19 protein-coding genes and 4 tRNA genes are annotated in these 20,546 nt (G+C 45.2%); 15 read left to right on the top strand and 8 right to left on the bottom strand.

What is annotated here, in order from left to right; translation table 11 throughout:
- Positions 1–102: 102 nt before the first annotated feature.
- From B5D26_RS01965 to B5D26_RS01955, 3 genes are all read right to left on the bottom strand, one after another.
- Entirely contained in the window at positions 103–1,095 is a 993-nt protein-coding gene (locus B5D26_RS01965) for a 1-aminocyclopropane-1-carboxylate deaminase/D-cysteine desulfhydrase (RefSeq protein WP_078744011.1), read from the bottom strand.
- On the bottom strand, positions 1,092–1,544 hold the full coding sequence (locus B5D26_RS01960; RefSeq protein WP_078744010.1) for a YaiI/YqxD family protein: 453 nt from the start codon (positions 1,542–1,544) through the stop codon (positions 1,092–1,094). The genes B5D26_RS01965 and B5D26_RS01960 overlap by 4 nt, the downstream gene beginning before the upstream one ends.
- Positions 1,545–1,651: 107 nt before the next feature.
- Positions 1,652–3,703, bottom strand: a complete 2,052-nt coding sequence (locus tag B5D26_RS01955) for an NADPH-dependent 2,4-dienoyl-CoA reductase (protein ID WP_282956117.1) — start codon at positions 3,701–3,703, stop codon at positions 1,652–1,654.
- 124 nt (positions 3,704–3,827) lie between these two features.
- Between B5D26_RS01955 and B5D26_RS01950 the strand changes: the two genes are divergently transcribed.
- On the top strand, positions 3,828–4,853 hold the full coding sequence (locus B5D26_RS01950; RefSeq protein WP_078744008.1) for an AraC family transcriptional regulator: 1,026 nt from the start codon (positions 3,828–3,830) through the stop codon (positions 4,851–4,853).
- Positions 4,854–4,921: 68 nt separating this feature from the next.
- Here B5D26_RS01950 and B5D26_RS01945 read toward each other — a convergent pair.
- The 4 genes from B5D26_RS01945 to B5D26_RS01930 all read right to left on the bottom strand — a co-directional run bounded on the left by B5D26_RS01945 (position 4,922) and on the right by B5D26_RS01930 (position 5,353).
- Positions 4,922–4,990, bottom strand: a tRNA-Asp gene (locus B5D26_RS01945).
- Between the two features lie 24 nt (positions 4,991–5,014).
- Positions 5,015–5,090, bottom strand: a tRNA-Val gene (locus B5D26_RS01940).
- A 39-nt stretch (positions 5,091–5,129) separates the two neighbouring features.
- Positions 5,130–5,206 (bottom strand) — tRNA-Asp (locus B5D26_RS01935).
- 71 nt (positions 5,207–5,277) lie between these two features.
- Positions 5,278–5,353 (bottom strand) — tRNA-Val (locus B5D26_RS01930).
- 546 nt (positions 5,354–5,899) lie between these two features.
- Here B5D26_RS01930 and ccoN point away from each other — a divergent pair.
- The 12 genes from ccoN to B5D26_RS01870 all read left to right on the top strand — a co-directional run bounded on the left by ccoN (position 5,900) and on the right by B5D26_RS01870 (position 17,632).
- On the top strand, positions 5,900–7,318 hold the full coding sequence (gene ccoN, locus B5D26_RS01925; protein WP_078744007.1) for a cytochrome-c oxidase, cbb3-type subunit I: 1,419 nt from the start codon (positions 5,900–5,902) through the stop codon (positions 7,316–7,318).
- A gap of 23 nt (positions 7,319–7,341) precedes the next feature.
- A complete protein-coding gene (gene ccoO / locus B5D26_RS01920; RefSeq protein WP_078744006.1) occupies positions 7,342–7,950 on the top strand; it encodes a cytochrome-c oxidase, cbb3-type subunit II in 609 nt (202 codons plus the stop codon).
- Positions 7,951–7,956: 6 nt separating this feature from the next.
- The gene (locus B5D26_RS01915; protein WP_078744005.1) at positions 7,957–8,142 is read left to right on the top strand and encodes a cbb3-type cytochrome oxidase subunit 3; all 186 of its coding nucleotides are present in this window, start codon (positions 7,957–7,959) and stop codon (positions 8,140–8,142) included.
- Positions 8,135–9,031, top strand: a complete 897-nt coding sequence (gene ccoP, locus B5D26_RS01910; protein WP_078744004.1) for a cytochrome-c oxidase, cbb3-type subunit III — start codon at positions 8,135–8,137, stop codon at positions 9,029–9,031. Before B5D26_RS01915 ends, ccoP begins: the two co-directional genes overlap by 8 nt.
- A 136-nt stretch (positions 9,032–9,167) precedes the next feature.
- The gene (ccoG, locus tag B5D26_RS01905) at positions 9,168–10,634 is read left to right on the top strand and encodes a cytochrome c oxidase accessory protein CcoG (RefSeq protein ID WP_078744003.1); all 1,467 of its coding nucleotides are present in this window, start codon (positions 9,168–9,170) and stop codon (positions 10,632–10,634) included.
- Positions 10,635–10,640: 6 nt separating this feature from the next.
- Complete coding sequence (locus tag B5D26_RS01900; protein WP_078744002.1) at positions 10,641–11,150, top strand: FixH family protein; 510 nt, start codon at positions 10,641–10,643, stop codon at positions 11,148–11,150.
- A gap of 15 nt (positions 11,151–11,165) precedes the next feature.
- On the top strand, positions 11,166–13,604 hold the full coding sequence (locus tag B5D26_RS01895; protein ID WP_078744001.1) for a heavy metal translocating P-type ATPase: 2,439 nt from the start codon (positions 11,166–11,168) through the stop codon (positions 13,602–13,604).
- Positions 13,601–13,822, top strand: coding sequence for a cbb3-type cytochrome oxidase assembly protein CcoS (gene ccoS / locus B5D26_RS01890; RefSeq protein ID WP_078744000.1), 222 nt, complete (start codon positions 13,601–13,603; stop codon positions 13,820–13,822). The genes B5D26_RS01895 and ccoS overlap by 4 nt, the downstream gene beginning before the upstream one ends.
- Positions 13,823–13,875: 53 nt before the next feature.
- Positions 13,876–14,553, top strand: coding sequence for a sulfite exporter TauE/SafE family protein (locus tag B5D26_RS01885; protein ID WP_234985151.1), 678 nt, complete (start codon positions 13,876–13,878; stop codon positions 14,551–14,553).
- A gap of 31 nt (positions 14,554–14,584) precedes the next feature.
- On the top strand, positions 14,585–15,979 hold the full coding sequence (gene hemN, locus B5D26_RS01880; protein ID WP_078743998.1) for an oxygen-independent coproporphyrinogen III oxidase: 1,395 nt from the start codon (positions 14,585–14,587) through the stop codon (positions 15,977–15,979).
- A gap of 198 nt (positions 15,980–16,177) precedes the next feature.
- On the top strand, positions 16,178–16,960 hold the full coding sequence (gene fnr, locus B5D26_RS01875) for a fumarate/nitrate reduction transcriptional regulator Fnr (RefSeq protein ID WP_078743997.1): 783 nt from the start codon (positions 16,178–16,180) through the stop codon (positions 16,958–16,960).
- Positions 16,961–17,095: 135 nt separating this feature from the next.
- Positions 17,096–17,632, top strand: a complete 537-nt coding sequence (locus B5D26_RS01870) for a purine phosphoribosyltransferase family protein (RefSeq protein ID WP_078743996.1) — start codon at positions 17,096–17,098, stop codon at positions 17,630–17,632.
- 58 nt (positions 17,633–17,690) lie between these two features.
- On the opposite strand, the gene ttcA is transcribed toward B5D26_RS01870, so the two are convergent.
- Positions 17,691–18,533: a tRNA 2-thiocytidine(32) synthetase TtcA gene (gene ttcA / locus B5D26_RS01865; RefSeq protein ID WP_078743995.1), complete on the bottom strand. Its 843-nt coding sequence runs from the start codon at positions 18,531–18,533 to the stop codon at positions 17,691–17,693.
- 229 nt (positions 18,534–18,762) lie between these two features.
- On the opposite strand from ttcA, the gene B5D26_RS01860 reads away from it, so the two are divergent.
- Positions 18,763–19,365: a DNA-J related domain-containing protein gene (locus B5D26_RS01860; RefSeq protein ID WP_078743994.1), complete on the top strand. Its 603-nt coding sequence runs from the start codon at positions 18,763–18,765 to the stop codon at positions 19,363–19,365.
- Positions 19,362–20,432: a polysaccharide deacetylase family protein gene (locus B5D26_RS01855; protein WP_078743993.1), complete on the top strand. Its 1,071-nt coding sequence runs from the start codon at positions 19,362–19,364 to the stop codon at positions 20,430–20,432. Before B5D26_RS01860 ends, B5D26_RS01855 begins: the two co-directional genes overlap by 4 nt.
- The last annotated feature ends 114 nt before the right edge of the window (positions 20,433–20,546 follow it).

Below are 20,546 nucleotides of genomic sequence, written 5' to 3'. Positions count from 1 at the left end.
TAGAGTATTCAGCAGCAACACCCTAAAACCATTAAAATCAAACTCTGAAATACCATCGCCTAGTTTCAGAGCTATTGTCCAAGGTGCAAGTGTATCAAAGACTTAGCCGTAAAGTAGAGCGCCCCCAATGTTCGGCCAAGATAAATCATAGCCCCTACGCCCTTGCAAGCCACCAGTATGTAGCAATACGACTTGGCTACCCTGTACCACACTGCCTTGTTCTAGTGCTTGAAAAAAGCGATAACAAAGTTTACCCGTATAAATAGGGTCTAAAGGTACGCCTGTTTGCTGCGTAAAATGCTCCATCCAAGCCAAATACTGTTTATCGGCTTTACCATAGCCACCTCGATGACCATCTAACAATAAGTTGAAGCTGGCATTAAAAGCAGGGCTTTTAACCACTGACTGTTGAAGTTTCTTCTGCACAGTCTCAGCCAAAAAATGACCGCCTTTTAAAACAGGTACACCAATTAACTCATAGGCTAGAGTACGGCCCGACAATAAACCTGCAAAAGTGCCACCTGTACCTAATGCACACCAAATTTGATTGGGTTGAAGTGCCAGTGTTTTAATTTCTACCTCAAGCGCATAAGCAAGCTCTAACAAACCTTGCTCCGCATAGGCACTGCTCCCCCCTTCTGGCACTAGGAAATAGTTTGGGTATTGCTGCTGTAACTTGGCCAGCCATGAAGGATTCTCACGCTCACGGTATTCACTTCGACTGACAAAGTGCAGTTGCCCGCCCATCTGCTGAAACTCTTGCAGCATCAGACTCTTGCCAATAAGCTCAGGTTCACCGCGAATAATAGCGGTGACAGGCAAAGCCAATTTTTCACAGGCCGCAGCTAAAGCATGCAGATGATTTGACCAAGCACCACCAAAAGACAACACACCAGCAGCCTTTTGCTGTAATGCTTGCACCAAGTTGTACTTCAGTTTGAACCATTTATTGCCTGAGATAATAGGGTCAACCAAATCGGTACGAAAAAACCAAAGCTGTACCTGATGCTCAGTGAGCAGTGGATGCTGCACCGCTTGTAAGACAGGTGGTTGTAACTGCTGCTCTAAAGCTTGTACCGAAGCAACTGTCATCATGGCTGATAGTGTTTCGCTAAAAACCGATCCAGTGCATTAGCAAACACTTGGCGATCTTTCTGAGTTAAAGCCGCAGGCCCTCCTGTATGTACGCCACTACCACGCAGGTCAGACATGAAATCACGCATCATCAGACGCTCTTTGATATTGTCTTTGGTATACAGCTCGCCTCTAGGATTTAAAGCGTGGCCGCCTGCATCAATCACTTCGTCCGCCAGAGGAATATCGGCCGTGATCACAAGATCACCTTTTTTTAGATTCTGCACAATGTAGTTATCTGCCACATCAAAACCAGAGGCGACTTGCACCGATTTAATATGGGCAACGGCAGGCACCGCAATCGGCTGATTGGCAACCAAAAACATGGGTAAAGACAGGCGCTGAGAGGCTCGAAATAGAATCTCTTTAATCACCTTGGGGCAGGCATCGGCATCAACCCAGATTTGCATAATTTTTCCCTATGAGAGTTATCAAATGACATCATATCCGCTTCTCCTGATACTGAAAAATAAAAGGGAGCCGAAGCTCCCTTAGCACGTAAAATTTTCGATTATGATCAAAGTGTTACAGCAAGCCTTAACCCCTGATCAATCGCACGCTTGGCGTCTAACTCTGCGGCCACATCAGCACCACCAATTAAGTGCGGCTTTTGGCCTTGTGCAATCAAGCCAGCCTCCAATGTACGATTTGGCGTTTGGCCTGCACACAAAATGACGGTATCAACGGCTAATAATTGTGCCTCTCCGTTGAGACTGAGATGCAAGCCTTGATCATCCACTTTTTGATACTCACAGCCTGATAGCATGGTTACGTTACGCTTTTGCAAGGCTGCTCGGTGTATCCAGCCGGTTGTCTTGCCAAGTCCTGCGCCCGGTTTGCTGGTTTTGCGTTGTAGCAACCAAACCTGACGTGCAGGCTCTGGATTGTGCATCGCAACCCCTTCTACGCCGCCTCGATGTTGTACGGTTAAGTCCACGCCCCACTCTTGCATAAACTCGTCAATGTTCAGGCTGGCAGAAGGGCCTTTCTGGGTGATCAGTTCTGAAACATCGAAACCAATCCCTCCCGCACCAATCACCGCGACTTTTTGACCAATCGGCTTGGCTTTGGTAATGGCTTCGATATAGGAGATCACTTTTGGATGATCTATACCCTCTATTTCAGGCGTGCGTGGCGTAATACCTGTTGCCAGAATCACTTCATCAAACGCTATTAAGTCTTCCGCTTGAACATAGGTGTTAAGCTGTAAGCTCACCCCTGTGACTTCGATACGGCGCTTGAAGTAGCGTAGTGTTTCATAAAACTCTTCTTTCCCCGGAATCTGTTTGGCGTAGTTGAATTGACCGCCAATTTCACTGGCCGCATCAAATAAGGTCACTTGGTGACCACGCTCTGCTGCCACGGTGGCCGCAGATAACCCTGCAGGACCTGCGCCCACTACCGCAATTTTCTTGGACTGTTGTGCAGGTTGAATCTCAATCTCTGTTTCATGACAAGCACGAGGGTTCACCAAGCAAGAGGTGAGTTTCATCTGAAAGGTGTGATCCAAACAGGCTTGGTTGCAACCAATGCAAGTGTTGATCTCGTCTGCACGATTTTGAGCCGCTTTACTGACAAAGGCAGGGTCGGCCAAAAATGGGCGCGCCATCGACACCATATCCGCATGACCATCAGCCAAAACTTGCTCGGCTATTTCAGGGGTATTGATGCGGTTGGTGGTGATCAGTGGGATTGAAAGCTGTTGTTTCATCTGCTGGGTGACACGAGTAAAGGCTGCTCGCGGTACGCTGGTGGCAATAGTCGGCACGCGTGCTTCATGCCAACCAATACCAGTGTTGATCAAAGTCGCGCCAGCCGCTTCAATGCGTTTTCCCAGTTCGACCACTTCTTCCCAGTCACTACCGCCCTCTACTAAATCCAACATGGATAGCCGGAAAATAATAATAAACTCCGCACCAACCTTTTCTCGCACTTGGCGTACAATTTCAGTGGCAAATCGGGTTCGATTATCAAAGCTTCCCCCCCAGCTATCAGTACGTTTGTTCGTACGCGCCGCAATAAATTGGTTAATCAAGTAACCTTCAGAGCCCATGATTTCGACTCCATCATATCCCGCGCACTGTGCTAAAGCTGCGCAGTTAACGTAGTCTGCAATCTGCTGCTCAACCTCTTCTGCCGTCAGCTCATGAGGCGGAAACGGGTTGATAGGCGCTTGTATCGCTGAAGGGGCAACTGAGCGTTGTGAATAGGCATAACGCCCTGCATGCAAAATTTGCATACAGATACGCCCACCAGCCTCATGTACAGCCTGAGTCATCACTTTGTGATGCTCCGCCTCTTCTGGTGTACTCATTTTGGCCGAGCCTTCAAATACCGCGCCCTCTTTATTCGGTGCGATACCACCCGTCACAATTAAAGCCACGCCATTTTTGGCGCGCTCTGCATAAAAGGCTGCCAGGCGCGCGAAACCGTTTGGGCTCTCTTCTAAATTCGTATGCATTGATCCCATCAGTGTACGATTAGGTAAAGTGACAAAACCCAAATCCAGCGGCTGAAAAAGATGCGGGTAGGCAGAATGTTGTGCGGCATTATTGATATGTTGTGTCACGGTGAGATCCTCATCAGAAGTCATTCAAACAGTTGTTTGCGTATTGAATTTACTTTAGCCTAGCGGCATACAAATACAATAACCCTAGAAGACAGATTGATAACTTTGAGAAACAGGGATAACCATGCAATTAGGCGATGTGCAAGTTAACTTTTTGCAAACACTGGCCAGTGCAATAGAGCATTGCCAGAAAAATCCTTGGCCTCTGTTTGCACAGTATGGATTGGCAGAGCTAAAAGCCAGCCACCCAGAGCACAGAATCAGCATCGCTCGTTATATGCGCCTAGGGCATGAGGCGATTGAACTGACTCAACGACCCGATATTGGATTGTTGATGGCTGAACAGACCAAGCCGCATCATTTTTCAATCGTAGGCCTCACGGCAAGCTGTGCACATCGGGTCGATCAAGCTCTTTCGACTCTGATTGAATATGAAGCACTTTTCAGTCAGAACAGTCGAGGACATAGCTCAATAGAAAGAACAGATACAGGGGCTTTTTTTTGTTTCTACTCCATCTCGCCCTACAATCAATACAACCGTTTTGTTGTCGATGCCGTTCTGGCAAGTTGGCTCATATTGGTCGAACAGATCAGCGGGATAAGCAGAGTTGCACTCAAAAAAGAAGGGGCTTATATCAGCATCGAGTGTACTCAGCCGCATTATGCCAAAGCTTATAATAGGCTGGCGATCCCTATTCATTTTTCCGCAGAAAAAAATGCACTTTGGTTACCAAATAAAGTCATTGAGCAGGTCTGCATTCAGCATAATCCCATCAGTTTTAAGCAGCTGAAAAATATTTGTGAACAAAAAAAAGTGCAGCAACTGAAAGGACGTAGCATCAGTCAACAGGTACAAGAAGCGATTGCGATGCAACTGACAGGTAAAACACCCACGTTGCAAGAGGTGGCGCAACAACTCAATCAAGAGAGCTGGACATTAAGAAGACGATTAAATACCGAAGGCACTCAATTTAAAAAGCTGCTTGACGAAACTCGCAGCGCATTGGCCACACGCTATGTTCGAGACACCCAACTCAGCTTTGGCGAGATTAGTTATTTACTCGGGTTCTCTGCCCCAGCGGCTTTTCATAGAGCATTCCAAAGATGGCACAATAAACCAGCAGGACAATATCGATCGGAGTCAATTTAAACTAAGTGGGATGAAAGCGTATAAAGAATAGAAAGGAGATAAAACAGAAAAGTATTCGTTAAGCAAATTGGCGGACCGGACGGGGCTCGAACCCGCGACCCCCGGCGTGACAGGCCGGTATTCTAACCAACTGAACTTGGAAGAACCTGCTAACTACTAAATGGTGGGTGGTACAGGGATCGAACCTGTGACCCTCAGCTTGTAAGGCTGATGCTCTCCCGGCTGAGCTAACCACCCACATCTGCAAAGCAGCATCAAAACAAGCACTAACTAAATTGGCGGACCGGACGGGGCTCGAACCCGCGACCCCCGGCGTGACAGGCCGGTATTCTAACCAACTGAACTACCGGTCCGCATATTTTTGGAAACCGGCTTGGTCATACGAAATATACACTAACCACTTAGAATGTGTCACCATATTAAGTGGTGGGTGGTACAGGGATCGAACCTGTGACCCTCAGCTTGTAAGGCTGATGCTCTCCCGGCTGAGCTAACCACCCCCTGACCTTGTGAGCGCAAATTATAGAGAAGTTTTTTTGTGTGTCAAACACTTTTATAAAAAAAATTGAATTATTTTTCAGTGAGTTATCTGTATTAATGAAGATAGAGCAAACTGAGCAATAAGGAAAAGATGTACTCAAAGATAATAACCCTCTACTTATTTTAGATATATGAGAAGCTCGTCACCGCATTTTTGATACAAATATGACCAATCAGACCGCAATAACCAAGCAAAAAACTCAACCATAAAATATGAACCTAGATCAACAAACCCCTATCAGTATTAGATTTTTGCGACTTTCGACTATGCCATATAAAGCTTTTTACTGTTAAAATTGCTGCGCCTGTTGCACCGGCTAATGAGGAAGCTTGTGCAACTGGGTATGACTCTACAGCTCTCGGTAAATGTTTTGCATCCATAGCCCACGGTACGGTGCGACGGATTGTCACTTATACCTTGATATGCGTCATTGCCAAGAGAGTCGAGGTTGAACAGACTTCGGCTGGATTCTTCACTTTTAACTCGCTGTTAATGGGAACCTGACATGAGCACAGCAACTGAACAACCGACCTACAATTATAAGGTGGTCCGGCAGTTCGCCATCATGACAGTCGTTTGGGGTATCGTCGGCATGGCCGTCGGTGTCTTGATCGCTGCTCAGCTGGTGTGGCCGGCACTTAACTTTGACACTTCATGGTTAAGCTTTGGTCGTTTACGTCCTTTGCATACAAACGCCGTGATCTTTGCCTTTGGTGGTAGCGCTCTGTTCGCAACCTCCTATTACGTAGTACAGCGTACCTGTCAGGTTCGTCTGTTCTCCGATGCACTCGCTTCCTTCACCTTCTGGGGTTGGCAGCTGATCATCGTTCTGGCTGCAATTACTCTACCTTTGGGTTTAACCTCTGGTAAAGAATACGCAGAACTGGAATGGCCTATCGACATTTTAATCGCTGTTGTTTGGGTTGCTTATGCAATCAACTTCTTGGGCACGGTTAAAATTCGTAAAACATCGCACATTTATGTGGCCAACTGGTTCTACGCAGCCTTTATTATCACAGTTGCTATTTTGCACATCGTTAACAGTGCTGCACTGCCTGTAAGTATGACTAAGTCATACTCTGCTTATGCAGGTGCTATCGATGCAATGGCGCAGTGGTGGTACGGTCACAACGCAGTAGGTTTCTTCCTGACCGCTGGTTTCTTGGGCATGATGTACTACTTCGTTCCTAAGCAAGCAGATCGTCCGGTTTATTCTTACCGTCTATCTATCGTGCACTTCTGGGCGCTGATTTGTACTTACATGTGGGCGGGTCCACACCACCTACACTACACTGCTCTACCTGACTGGACTCAGTCTCTAGGTATGGTGATGTCTCTGATTCTACTTGCTCCATCTTGGGGTGGTATGATTAACGGCATGATGACCCTATCTGGTGCATGGCATAAACTGCGTAACGATCCAATCCTACGTTTCTTGGTTGTTTCTCTGTCTTTCTACGGTATGTCTACCTTCGAAGGCCCGATGATGGCAATCAAAACTGTAAACGCTCTGTCGCACTACACTGACTGGACTATCGGTCACGTACATGCGGGTGCGTTAGGTTGGGTTGCTATGATTTCTATCGGTGCAACGTATCACCTGATTCCTAAAGTGTTTGACAAAGAGCAGATGCACAGCGTTGCTCTGATCAATGTTCACTTCTGGTTAGCGACTATCGGTACTGTACTGTACATCGCTTCTATGTGGGTTAACGGTATTCTACAAGGTCTAATGTGGCGTGCGGTTAACGCTGACGGTACTTTGACTTATAGCTTTGTTGAAGCACTGGAAGCTAGTCACCCAGGTTTCTTTGTCCGCTGGTTAGGCGGTGCGTTCTGGGTAATTGGTATGTTGCTGATGGCTTACAACGTCTGGATGACCGTTCGTAGCGCTGAAGCCAAACCTGTTGCACAGACTGCCTGATGCTAAGGTAAGGATCGATAGATATGAAACACGAAAATATTGAAAAGAACATTGGCTTAATGATCGTCCTGATCCTTGTAGTGGTCAGCTTCGGTGGTCTAGCCGAAATCGTGCCTCTGTTCTTCCAAAAGCAAACTACACAACCTGTTGAAGGCCTAAAACCTTTAAACGCACTACAGGTTGAAGGTCGTGATATTTACATTCGCGAAGGTTGCTATGTATGTCACTCTCAAATGATTCGTCCATTCCGTTCAGAAACTGAGCGTTATGGTCACTACTCAGTGGCAGGCGAGTTTGTTTATGACCATCCATTCCAGTGGGGTTCTAAGCGTACGGGTCCTGATCTAGCACGTGTTGGCGGCCGCTACTCTGATGATTGGCACCGTGCACATATGTACAACCCACGTGACGTAGTACCTGAATCAAAAATGCCATCTTATCCATGGCTGTTCAGCAACACTCTTGATGGTCGTTTGACTGCGAAGAAGCTGGAAACATTGCGTACTCTAGGTGTGCCATACACTGATGAAGATATCGCAAATGCTAAAGCTGAAGTTGAAGGCAAGAAAGAGATCGATGCAGTTGTATCTTACTTGCAGCAGCTTGGTACTGTGCTGAAAGACAAACGGTAAGGATCTATGGACATCAACACCTATCGCGGCATCCTAACCATCTTAGTAATGGTGGGGTTTATAAGTCTAATTCTTTGGGCTTATAGCAAGAAGCAGAAAAAAAGCTTCGATGAAGCAGCCAATCTGCCCTTTGCCGACGAAGATGCCCGTAGTCTAGGCAAATCTGAATTGGAGAAAAAAGACCATGACTAGCTTTTGGAGCGCATGGATCAGCGTCATCACTTTGGCCGTGATCTTCGGTTGCTGGTGGGCACTATTTGCCAACCGCACCGCTGCCCCTAAGGGCGAAGCGAAAACGATGGGACACAGCTTCGATGGTATCGAAGAGTACGATAACCCAATGCCACGCTGGTGGTTCATTATGTTTATCGTCACCATTATTTTCAGCCTTGTTTATCTGGCTCTGTATCCAGGCTTAGGAACCTTTAAAGGCTTCTTAGGCTGGACTTCAGATAACCAGTGGGAAGCAGAAATCAAATACGCAGATGAACACTACGCACCAATCTTTGAGCAATACGCAAAGATTCCTGCGGAGAAGTTAGCAGCAGACCCTGAAGCTATGAAAGTAGGTCAGCGTTTGTTCGCCAACAACTGTGCTCTATGCCACGGCTCTGATGGTCGCGGTGCGTATGGTTTCCCTAACTTAACCGACACTGATTGGTTGTATGGCGGTTCTACCGACATGATCAAGCACACCATCATCAATGGCCGTAACGGTCAGATGCCTGCATGGGGTGAAGTGTTAGGTGATGAAGGTGTCAAACAGATGGTTCAGTATGTACTTAGCCTAAGTGGTCAGGAAACTGATGCCGCTGCTGCTAAGACAGGTTCTGCAACTTTTGCCGCAATGTGTTCTGCTTGCCACGGTGCGGATGGTAAAGGTAACCCAATGCTGGGTGCACCAAATCTGGCTGACAACACTTGGTTATACCTAAACCCTGAGTGGGGTGTAGCTAAGTCTGTTGAGCAATCAATCCGTGCGGGTCGTAACGGTAATATGCCAGCTCAAGAGCGCTACATCGGTGAAGATAAAGTTCACCTAGTAGCCGCTTACGTTTACAGCCTGTCTCAAGGTAAGTAAACCCTTAAAGGAATGCGACACAATGTCGCATTCCTTTTCCTGCCCCCCTTTCTCAAAATCCCGTAAAATCATCACAACCTGAACCTCTTTTGACTTGGTTCAACCAGTTCTTATTTTTAAAGGTTGGTTATTAGCGATGAAGGATAGAATTCCTACTCAGGACATTACTGATGCGGCTAAGAAGAAAGCGTCAGTTGTGAAGGCGGCGAATGGCCGAAAAGAAGAAAAAAAAGCTGAAAGTGAATCGCTTTACCAAAAGCGTAAACATATCTATGTTCGTAAAGCTGTAGGTATCTTTACGACGCTTCGTACCAGCTTAAACTGGGTGCTACTGGTGGCCTACTTTTCTATGTCTTGGCTGACATGGGATGGTAAACAAGCTATTTTCTTTGACTTGCCTAATCGCCAGTTTAATATTTTTGGCTTCACCTTCTTTCCACATGACTTCATGCTGTTGTCGTGGATACTGATCATCTGTGCCTTTGGTTTGTTTTTCATTACTGTATTTGCCGGCCGAGTGTGGTGTGGCTATGCCTGTCCACAAAGCGTTTGGACTTTTTTATACATTTGGGCTGAGCGTATTACAGAAGGGTCACGTAACAAGCGCATGTCCCTTGATAATGGCAAAATGACCACTGAAAAATTCATGCGCAAGCTTGCTAAGCATAGCTTGTGGATGTTTTTTGCCTTAGCAACTGCTTTTGCCTTTGTCGGCTACTTCTCTCCTGTTAGAGAGCTAGGTGGTAAAATACTTGAATGGGATTTAGGTCCATGGGAAATGTGGTGGTTATTCTTCTTCACCGCTGCAACTTATATCAATGCAGGCTGGCTGCGCGAGCAGGTCTGTATGTATATGTGCCCATACGCACGCTTCCAAAGTGTGATGTTTGACCGAGACACTCTAGTGGTATCTTACGACGCTGCACGCGGTGAGGGCCGTGGTCCACGTAAAAAGGGTAGTACGGATTATAAAGAAAAAGGACTGGGTGACTGTATTGACTGTGGTGTCTGTGTACAAGTTTGCCCTGTTGGGATTGATATCCGAGACGGCCTACAGTACGAGTGTATTACTTGCGCCGCCTGTATTGATGGCTGTAACGAAATGATGGACAAAATGGGCTATCCACGTGGCCTTGTCCGTTACACCACTGAAAATGAGCTGGAAGGCAAGAAGTCACATATTCTTCGCCCTCGCCTAATCGGCTATTTTGTCGCGCTGATGGCAATGATTATTGCGGTTGGTTTCGCGGTTTCTGACCGTATACCTCTTGAGTTAGAAGTGCTTCGTGATCGAAACCAACTTTATCGCATAGACGATCAAGGACGTATCGAAAACAGCTTTATTATTAAAATAGCCAATATGGATCAAAAGCCTCACAGCTACACCTTAAGTGTAAGTGGTCTGCAAGGTCTTGAACTTGTCGGCGAAAATCAGGTCACAGTGAACGCAAGCGAGGTGATCAATATACCTATGCGCATGCGTATTGATGCTAAATCTATGACAACGCCTAGTGTTGATGTCACTGTTACAGTCAAATCATCAGATGGTTCTAGCTTTGAACTGTCTAAAGAATCGCGTTTTATCGGTTCAGTACAGCGGTAATTTTGAATGCAAAACACAAAACCTGTAGTTTGGTATAAACAGTTTTGGCCTTGGTTCCTGTTAGCACCTTTGGTGCTAACAGTAATTGTTGGTATCACAATGCTTACATTTTCTATCAAAGAGTTTGATGGCACTGTTAATGACAACTATTACAAAGAGGGCTTAGCAATTAATCAAATGCTGCAACGAGATAAAGCCGCCTCAGACATGCAAATGTCAGCACAGCTGAACATCGACTCTTTAACAGGAGAGGTGTTATTAGAGCTGTCAGGTCAATTAGGCGCATGGCCTAAGGCATTGGTCGTACAGTTTGTTAACCCAACACGTGCGACTCAAGATTATCAAATTCAGCTAAATCAGGTTCGAGATAACTACTATCGAGGACAACTAGATAAGATTCCAAGTAACTTCTGGTACTTGGATATATCATCGCCTAATGATGAGCACTGGCGCATTAAAGGTGGCGTTCAGTTTCCGATAGACAAACCGATTGAGCTGAAAGCTGGCGCTCATTAATTCATACGGTGCACTATGAGCCTTTCTTGTTATCACTGTGGAGAGCCAGTTCCTGCTGGCTCTAGCTTCTCAGTTGTCATTAAAAACCAAACGGAGCCGATGTGTTGCGTCGGCTGCGAAGCGGTTGCCCATGCTATCGTTAATGGCGGGTTAGAAAGTTACTATAATTTTCGTGATGGCCCTGCCGCTCGTCCGGATGAGTTGTCAGACGAACAGCAAGCCGCTTTTGCTTTATATGATCGCAGTGACGTACAAGAAAGCTTTGTTCGAGTCCAAGCTAATGGACTGTCAGAGGCCTCATTAGCAATTGAGGGAATTACTTGTGCCGCTTGTGTATGGCTAATTGAGCACCAAATGGCAAAAATTGAGGGCGTTGAAGTCATCCGAATCAATTTAAGTAACCATCGTGCAACACTGCGCTGGCATACGGAGCAGGTGGCTCTAAGTAAACTTATGGCAATGTTTTCAGCTATAGGTTTTCAAGCATTTCCATATCAAGCTGATGCTCAACAAGAGCGCCTCGTAAAAGAAGAGAAAAAAACCATTCGCCGCCTGATTATTGCAGGTGTGGGTATGATGCAGGCGATGATGTTTGCCATCATGCTCTACGCTGGGGCTTTTGAAGAGATGGAGGAGCAATATGTTTTACTCTTCCGTTGGCTCTCTCTTTTAGTCTCTACCCCTGTAATTTTGTACTCAGCACAACCCTTTTTTAAAGCGGCATGGCGTGATATTAAAGCGCGTCATTTTACGATGGATGTACCCGTTTCTTTAGCTATTGGAGTGGCATTTATCGCCAGTGCGTGGGCAACTATTACCCGAAGTGGAGAAGTCTATTTTGACTCGGTTAGTATGTTCACCTTCTTTCTGCTCTTTGGCCGCTATCTGGAAATGCGCGCACGGCATCGTATAGGGCGAAGCGGCAATGCATTGAATACTCTTATTCCAACCAGCGCCACACGCCTAGTCAATGGTCATGAAGAGGTTATATTAACTCGAGAGTTACAAGCTGGTGATCTTATCCAAGTTAAGCCTGGCCATACTATGCCTGCAGATGGTGTCATAATTGAAGGGCGTAGTAGCTTAAATGAGTCTGCTTTGACGGGAGAGTATATGCCCGTGTCTAAGCAAGCAGGCGACAAAGTGCTTGCTGGCACCATAAATATTGAAAGTCCGTTAACTGTTCAAGTTGAACAAACAGGACAAAACGCTCGTGTTGCTAATATTGTTCATTTGCTAGATAGAGCATTTTCTGAGCGCCCTAAAACGGCTGAAATCACCAATAGGGTTGCTCATTGGTTTGTGATTGCCGTGTTGGTTTCCACCTGCGCTGTTGGCTTATATTGGTTACAGCATAAGCCTGAAGATGCGTTCTGGATTGTACTGTCAGTGTTAGTGGTCACTTGCCCTTGCGCCCTGTCATTGGCGACACCTACCGCACTGACTACGGCAACTAATGCTCTGCGTGAAAAAGGCTTACTGGTAACACGTGGTCATGTGATTGAATCTCTGGCTAAAGCACAACGCATCGTATTTGATAAAACAGGCACTTTAACTGAAGGACGTTTAGTCTTAACCGAAACTCAAGTATTACAGCCTAACTTAGATGCTGAGCAGGTTTTAAAATATGCTGCGGCTTTAGAGCGCTCATCGGAACACCCCATCGCTAGAGCTTTTGATGAGTATAAAGGCTACTACCTAGCCGAATCTGTTGTATCAACACCCGGTAAAGGTATCGAAGGTGTAATCTTAGGTGAGCACTACCGGATTGGTACGCCAGATTTTGTACTAGATGAGCAAACACTATTACCTCCTAATACCGATGATCAGTGGTTATTGTTAGGGAAAGCGGGTAAGCCTTTGGCATGGTTTGCTATTGGTGATCATATTAGATCAGATGCAGCACAAACCATTGCGGCTCTAAAAGCACTTGGCCTTGAGGTTGATTTACTATCAGGAGATCAGTCTGGCGCTGTTAAGGTCGTTGCAGAACAGACAGGTATTACCAATATTCAAGCAGGTGCAACGCCAGAGGATAAGTTAGCTTATATTCGTAGCCTTCAGCAGAAAGGTGAGCAGATCATCATGGTAGGTGATGGTGTTAACGATGTACCAGTATTGGCTGGAGCTGACATATCAATTGCTATGGGTGGCGCGACGGATTTAGCTAAAACCAGCGCTGATGCTGTACTTATGGCGAGTCATCTACAACGTATCGCAGAAAGCATTGAGTTAGCACGCAAAACTCAGCGAATTATCAAACAAAACTTAAGCTGGTCTTTGATCTATAATGGCACAGCACTACCTCTTGCCGCCGCAGGCATTATTCCGCCTTATTTAGCGGCAATCGGTATGTCTGCCAGTTCTTTGATTGTGGTCTTAAACGCCTTACGGTTAAATAGCCGTCTACCAATAGCTGTACTGACACAGTCAAAAACAGGGCTTGAAAAATGAGTATATTATTTCTGTTAATACCCTTATCACTGATTTTACTGGGTGTTGCTATTTGGGCTTTCTTTTGGGCAGTCGACTCAAGCCAGTTTGATGACTTATCAGGCCCAGCCTATAGCATTTTGTATGATGATGATGTGAAAAAAAGTACTTCTGTAGCCACGGATACTCAGGTCGAGTCTAAAGCAAAGTCCTCAGATATAACTCAGCACAATGGCTAGTTCAGTCGTGCCCATCCATTTCGAAGGCATCTTGTAGCACTATGGCGGATTCAATGACGCTTTCAGCGGCTTTCCTGTTTGGCTTGATGGGCGGTGCACACTGTATAGGTATGTGCGGTGGTATAATGAGCACCCTATCTTTAGCCAGTGGGCGCAACGTTTGGTTAAACCTAATCGCTTATAATTCAGGTAGAATTTTCAGCTATAGCGTCGCAGGCGCTTTAGTTGCTTTGCTTGGTAGTTTACTGAGTGATCAGCTACTGAGCATTGGTGTTGCCTTGCGCATTTTTGCATCTATTATGCTGATTTTGATGGCGCTTTATATTGCGAACTGGTGGAAAGGGTTAACACAAGTTGAAAAACTTGGTCGCTACCTTTGGCGCTATTTGCAACCCATAGCCTCTAAACTGATGCCGGTTCGCACCACTTCGCAAGCATTAACCCTTGGCTTAGTTTGGGGCTGGCTGCCCTGTGGTTTAGTCTATAGCGTATTGATTTGGAGCATGTCCTCAGGCTCTAGCCTGCAAGGTGCGTTGATTATGTTATGTTTTGGTTTGGGTACTTTGCCAGCCATGATATTAACAGGACGACTGGCTTACCAGATGAAGCAGCTTAGCCAATCAAAGCTGCTACGTAGCTTAGCAGCGCTTATCATTATTAGCTTTGCCATTTGGCAACTTGTGCCGCTTATCACTAGCACAGTAACGCACACAGAACATATTCACGGTTAAACAACATTAGAGTTGTGTATAGGTATCAATAATGAGTTTTCTGAACAAAATTGAGTGGGATCATGACCTGATTCAGCGTTATAACATTTCAGGTCCCCGTTACACCTCTTATCCTACCGCCGTTCAGTTTACTGATCAGTTTGATGAAGCCGCATACAAAGCTGCGGCTCAACGCAGTGTAGAGGCTAATGGCCCGTTATCACTGTATTTCCACATTCCTTTTTGCGACACCATCTGCTTTTATTGTGGTTGTAACAAAATTGCCACTAAAGACACCGCCAAAGCCCAGCCATATTTAAGCCGAGTATATAAAGAGCTGGCCATGCAGGCAGAACTGTCAGGTGGTAAGTCTCGCCTAGTGAAGCAACTGCATTGGGGGGGTGGTACACCGACATTCTTAAGCCATGAACAGATGCGTGAATTGATGGCTGAAACACGCAAATACTTTGACCTACAAGGTAATGACGAAGGTGATTTCTCTATTGAGATTGACCCCAGAGAAGCCACAGGTGAAACAATGGCGCTATTGCGGGAGATTGGTTTCAATCGCGTTAGCCTTGGGGTGCAAGATTTTGACCCTGCCGTACAAAAAGCAGTAAATCGTATACAGTCTATCGAAATGACCCAAGACATTCTGGATCATTCTCGTCGTCTAGGCTTTCGCTCATTGAACATCGATTTGATCTACGGCCTACCGCTACAAACGGTTGAAAGCTTCAGCAATACATTGGAAATCATCATCAAGATGAGTCCTGATCGTATTTCTGTTTTTAACTATGCTCATCTGCCTGAACGCTTCAAGCCTCAACGCCGCATTAAAAGTGATGAACTGCCATCACCAGAGGTAAAACTTGAGATACTACAGCACACTATTAACCGTTTAATTGAAGCGGGTTACGTTTATATCGGCATGGATCACTTTGCCAAGCCAGATGATGAACTTGCTATTGCTCAGCGTAACGGCAAGATGCATCGGAATTTCCAAGGTTATACCACGCACTCAGACTGCGACTTGATAGCCATGGGCGTGTCTTCTATTAGTCAACAAGCCAATACTTATAGCCAGAATGCTTACACAATTGAGAGTTATCAAGAAGCTATTGATGCAGGTAACTTACCTGTCATTAAAGGTATTGAGCTCAGTGAGGATGATATTCTGCGCCGTAGTGTTATCAATCAACTCATTTGCCACTTTGAGTTAGATGGCGATCAAGTCAGCCAAGAATTTGGCATCGACTTTGCCACTTATTTTTCTGAAGAGCTTGAATTCCTAGACCAACACTGCAAAGACGGTTTGTTAGTTAAAGAGGGTAATCGCCTAACTGTAACACCTTCAGGCCGCCTGTTAATCCGCGCAGTGTGTATGGCTTTTGATAAATATTTAGACAAAAATGCGCTGACCAAGTCTTACTCTCGTATTATTTGATGTCTTTTGAAAATTTATTAATATGATCTCCACCTAAAACCATACAGGCTTAGTGTTTTGCACTAAGCCTGTATGGTTTTTAGCTTTCTAATAAACCTGATGTGGATCAAAAAAACTTTGCGTAGTCTGGCAAAATGTTCATAATGAACTACGGCCTATAGGCAAGCTCATTGTAGACAACCAGCCCGGAGTTCAGTTATGCCAAAAGGGCAACTTAAAGGAATTTGTTTTCACCCAAGCAAGGAAACTAAGTGCGTAACCTGCAGCTTAAGTTCTCTGTGCCTACCTATTTCCTTAAATTTTGAGGATATTGATCAGCTCGATAAAATTATCAAGCGACGTCAGCCCTTAAAAAAAGGTGAACACCTATTTCATCAAGGTGATCGTTTTGATTGTGTGTATGCTGTTCGCTCTGGCAGCATTAAAAATTATGCGATGACTAATGATGGCGAAGAGCAGATTACAAACTTTCATTTGCCCAGCGAGCTGGTCGGTTTGGATGGTTTAGACTGTGATACTTACCCAGTATCCGCAAAAGCATTAGAAACAACGACCGTTTGTGAGATCCCGTTCTCGCGCCTTGAGGAACTGGCTAACGATTTGCCGGAGCTACGCTCACAAATCTTGCGGATGATGAGCCGAGAGCTGCGCGACGACAAACAAATGATGATGTTGCTCAGTAAGAAAAATGCGGAACAGCGTGTTGCAACCTTTCTGACCAACCTTTCAACACGCTTCAAGCGCAGAGGCTATTCCCCTTATACCTTCCGGTTGCCAATGTCCCGTAATGAAATAGGTAACTACTTAGGCTTGGCAGTTGAAACGGTTAGCCGTGTATTTACACGTTTTCAAAATAGCGAGCTGATTGCGGTTAATGGCAAAGAAGTTCATATCTTAAATATGGATGATTTAAGCGAAATGGCTGGTTTACCAGAGCTAGAGCCACGAATTGTGGCCAACGATGCTCAAAGCGCTGTTTAAGTGCTCTATTGATCAATAAATCAGGGGCCAAAGGCTCCTGATTTATTTCAGCCCCTCTCGTATGTACTTTAGCTTGTTCTTTTGAACTTCATCCACTAGTTTAAATATTATCCCTTAGGATTGTGGAGACTAGTGATGATCATTGACGAACTCTACCTGAAAAAACTCATTAGCAATGTGCCTAACTATCCCAAGAAAGGACAAACATTCAGAGATTTATCCCCACTATTAGCAGACCCAAAAGCACTACAACTGGTTTGCGATCTCTTGATTCATCGTTATATCGGTAGCCCAATCAGCCAGATTGTGACAGTGAGTGATAGCGGTTTGCTACCAGCCTCTATTCTTGCTTATCGGCTGCAAAAACCGCTAGTGCGTATTAGAGCGCCCGAACAACTACCCCATGCAGAGCATATTGAAAGCTTTAGAAATAATACGGGTGAGCATCAGCTGGCAATCAGCAAAGCAGCACTGAGCCCACAAGATATAGTATTACTTGTCGATGATGCGATTGCTTCCGGTAATAGCATGTTAGCGGCTGCTACGTTAGTGACACGCTTTGGAGTGCAGATACATGAAGCCTGCACCTTAGTAGATTTGCCCGACGAGGGTGGGCGAGCACGCTTAGAAGAGTTAGACGTGCCGCTTTACGCTTTACTGACCTTTGCATAGAAATTAGGCAGAGCCCCAGTTTACCTTGGGACTTTGCTTATGGCGCAGTACCTACAAGTTAGCCCGCGTTTACAATCTCAATTTTATTTGCCAATACTTTAACCTGCTTTTCCTCAAGGCCTTTAAAGTCAAATAGATTATGATCAGCAAGCTGAGATGGTGCGATATTTTGCATTGCTCGGAACATAATTTCTAAACGACCAGGATGTTGCTTTTCCCAAGACCGCAACATCTCTTTAATCACCTGACGCTGCAAGCCATCTTGAGAACCACAAAGATTACAAGGGATGATAGGGAACTCTTTAAGTTCAGCAAATGCTTCAATATCCTTTTCCGTGCAATAAGCAAGCGGCCTAATCACGATATTTTTGCCATCATCACTGAGTAGTTTAGGCGGCATTGACTTCAATGTGCCTCCATAAAACATATTCAAAAAGAGCGTTTCCAGCATATCGTCACGGTGATGACCTAGAGCGATTTTAGTTGCTCCAATCTCTTCTGCAAAACCATATAAAGAACCACGGCGTAAACGAGAGCATAGTGCACAAGTTGTTTTACCTTCAGGCACAACTTCTTGCACAATGCTGTAAGTGTCACGCTCTAAAATATGGTAATTAACACCAATGCTCGCCAAGTACTCAGGTAAAACATGCTCAGGAAAGCCCGGTTGTTTTTGGTCAAGATTCACAGCGACCAGCTCAAAGTTCACCGGAGCGCTCTTTTGTAGGCCGATCAAAATGTCTAGCATGGTGTATGAGTCTTTGCCCCCAGACAGACACACCATCACCTTATCGCCATCCTGAATCATATTAAAGTCAGCAATCGCTTGCCCGACATGACGACGCAAACGCTTCTGTAGCTTATTAAACTCGCGTTTTTCTTTTGGTAATAGTTCCTGCATGGGATCACTCAACATTGGTCAAAACAGCGCGTCTTTTACCCAAAAAACTCGACGTTGTAAACTAATGGAGACAATAAAAAAGCAGAAAAAGGCCAACACTTTGATGTATAAAGTGTTTATGATTACTTTTCCCCCTGCTTAGAAGTGTTTAATTCACTCAGGGACTACTCCATCAATGCTAGATTAATAGAAAATGTTACTATTCACGGATGTTAGGTCAGCGCATTAAATGAACTCACTGCAACGATCACGCCTACTAGACACGCTACAACTAGTTCTAGAGGCTCACCCACAGGGGCTTAATGAGCACGCCTTAATCAAAGCATTAGGCGAAGCAGGTGTGATAGAGGTCACTTCAGCCACATTCTCAGATACGATGACACTTTTTCGTACACACTTTCTTGTTTATAACGCGTTGTACGAACTCAAAGATGAGTTACTCAAAAAAGCACATTGGATTTTAGAAATATCCGCTGTGCGTATTAAGCTGTACCCCTATGAATTTGGTCACCCTCTATTAGAGGAGCATGATCGAATGCGTGACTATTATTTAGATTTATCAGCACTACAAGAAACAACCGTTGACGAACTAGATGATATGTTACGCAACTTTTGGAAAAAAATAGACTTAGACGAGAAAAAAGAAGTCGTCAGAGGCTTAAGCCAGAAAGCATTGCGTAGTTTAGACTTAGCAGAGCCAATCACCTTTGATGAGATTAAAAAACAATACCGAAAGTTGGCAATGCAGCATCATCCAGACCGTGGCGGCGACCAAGCTAAGATTCAAGAAATTAACGAAGCAATGGATATTTTAAAGGCGGCTTTTAGATGAGAAATTTTAAACTTCTTCAATTTATCCCTCTCCTACTACTGCTGAACCTGCTATCAACCAATACTTATGCCGCTCGCCATGCTGTTGTGTTGCAATATCAACATATCAGCGATCGTACGCCTCCCAGCCGTAGCACTCCCAAGCAAGACTTTATTGAACACCTTAATTACATTGAACAAAAAGGCTATACGGTTTGGCCTTTGGAAAAGGTGATTGATGCTTTGAAAAAGAAACGCACAATTCCTGATAAAACCTTAGCAATCACTTTTGACAATGCCTATGTTAGCGTCTACGAAGAAGCCATGCCCGAGCTAGCCCGTCGACAAATGCCCTTTACTGTTTTCGTTGCCGCAGCGCCAATTTTAAAAGAGCACCCACTGTACATGAGCTGGGCACAGCTAAGAAAAATACAAAAAGCTGGCGGCACAATTGGCAGTATGGGTATCACGGGAAGCAACTTTGCCAAACCTATGCCCGAAGAGTTAAAAACAGAGCAGCTCGCCCGAATTGAAAAAGATATTCAGCTCAACGAGATCGCACTAGAGAAATACCTTGGTGTGAAGCCCAATTTACTGGCTTATCCAGAGGGGCAAACAGACGAAAGTATCGAAAAACTCGTCTCCAAGATGGGGTACAGCGCTTTTGGCTTGCACCAAGGGCCTGCCAGCCGTTACACCTCACTAGCTTACCTACCACGTTTTATGGCAACAGGTTCGGCCAATAATATCAACAATCTGTCGGTTAAGCTCAGCAGCCTGCCGCTCCCTGTGCGTAAAGTCAAAGCAGAAAAAAGAATCCTACCTAACACCGAAAAATACCCTGAGCTTAATGTTGAGCTACTGTCAGGAAGCTATGTATTAAGTGGCTTACGCTGTCAAAACTCCGAGGGCCTGCCAGTTACGAGCTATCTTACAGATGGAAAACGCCCCGGTTTTATATTGAAAAGTAAACTAAGTGAAAAGATAGGTGCGATTGAGTATATCTGTACACTCCCTCATGATAAGTCCTCTCGCTCATACTGGTTCTCACACACTTGGATTCGACCAGATGCGGAAGGTCGTTGGTAATTTGACTTTGAAAACAGCTAACTTTCGATAATATCGAATGGTTAAGCTTAGAATTTGCGCTTTTGCACTCTGTTAAATAGGTTAGGCTAAAGACTATTAATTGAGTCGGCAGAG

The organism is Oceanospirillum multiglobuliferum, assembly GCF_900167095.1.
Lineage (GTDB): Bacteria > Pseudomonadota > Gammaproteobacteria > Pseudomonadales > Halomonadaceae > Oceanospirillum > Oceanospirillum multiglobuliferum.
This window is presented reverse-complemented; position numbering and strand designations above follow the sequence as displayed.

Bases quoted from the DNA above. Each gene is read 5' to 3' on its own strand.
- B5D26_RS01965 (WP_078744011.1), bottom strand. From the start codon at position 1,095: ATGATGACAGTTGCTTCGGTACAAGCTTTAGAGCAGCAGTTACAACCA.
- B5D26_RS01960 (WP_078744010.1), bottom strand. From the start codon at position 1,544: ATGCAAATCTGGGTTGATGCCGATGCCTGCCCCAAGGTGATTAAAGAG.
- B5D26_RS01950 (WP_078744008.1), top strand. From the start codon at position 3,828: ATGCAATTAGGCGATGTGCAAGTTAACTTTTTGCAAACACTGGCCAGT.
- ccoN (WP_078744007.1), top strand. From the start codon at position 5,900: ATGAGCACAGCAACTGAACAACCGACCTACAATTATAAGGTGGTCCGG.
- ccoO (WP_078744006.1), top strand. From the start codon at position 7,342: ATGAAACACGAAAATATTGAAAAGAACATTGGCTTAATGATCGTCCTG.
- B5D26_RS01915 (WP_078744005.1), top strand. From the start codon at position 7,957: ATGGACATCAACACCTATCGCGGCATCCTAACCATCTTAGTAATGGTG.
- ccoP (WP_078744004.1), top strand. From the start codon at position 8,135: ATGACTAGCTTTTGGAGCGCATGGATCAGCGTCATCACTTTGGCCGTG.
- ccoG (WP_078744003.1), top strand. From the start codon at position 9,168: ATGAAGGATAGAATTCCTACTCAGGACATTACTGATGCGGCTAAGAAG.
- B5D26_RS01900 (WP_078744002.1), top strand. From the start codon at position 10,641: ATGCAAAACACAAAACCTGTAGTTTGGTATAAACAGTTTTGGCCTTGG.
- B5D26_RS01895 (WP_078744001.1), top strand. From the start codon at position 11,166: ATGAGCCTTTCTTGTTATCACTGTGGAGAGCCAGTTCCTGCTGGCTCT.
- ccoS (WP_078744000.1), top strand. From the start codon at position 13,601: ATGAGTATATTATTTCTGTTAATACCCTTATCACTGATTTTACTGGGT.
- B5D26_RS01885 (WP_234985151.1), top strand. From the start codon at position 13,876: ATGACGCTTTCAGCGGCTTTCCTGTTTGGCTTGATGGGCGGTGCACAC.
- hemN (WP_078743998.1), top strand. From the start codon at position 14,585: ATGAGTTTTCTGAACAAAATTGAGTGGGATCATGACCTGATTCAGCGT.
- fnr (WP_078743997.1), top strand. From the start codon at position 16,178: ATGCCAAAAGGGCAACTTAAAGGAATTTGTTTTCACCCAAGCAAGGAA.
- B5D26_RS01870 (WP_078743996.1), top strand. From the start codon at position 17,096: ATGATCATTGACGAACTCTACCTGAAAAAACTCATTAGCAATGTGCCT.
- ttcA (WP_078743995.1), bottom strand. From the start codon at position 18,533: ATGCAGGAACTATTACCAAAAGAAAAACGCGAGTTTAATAAGCTACAG.
- B5D26_RS01860 (WP_078743994.1), top strand. From the start codon at position 18,763: ATGAACTCACTGCAACGATCACGCCTACTAGACACGCTACAACTAGTT.
- B5D26_RS01855 (WP_078743993.1), top strand. From the start codon at position 19,362: ATGAGAAATTTTAAACTTCTTCAATTTATCCCTCTCCTACTACTGCTG.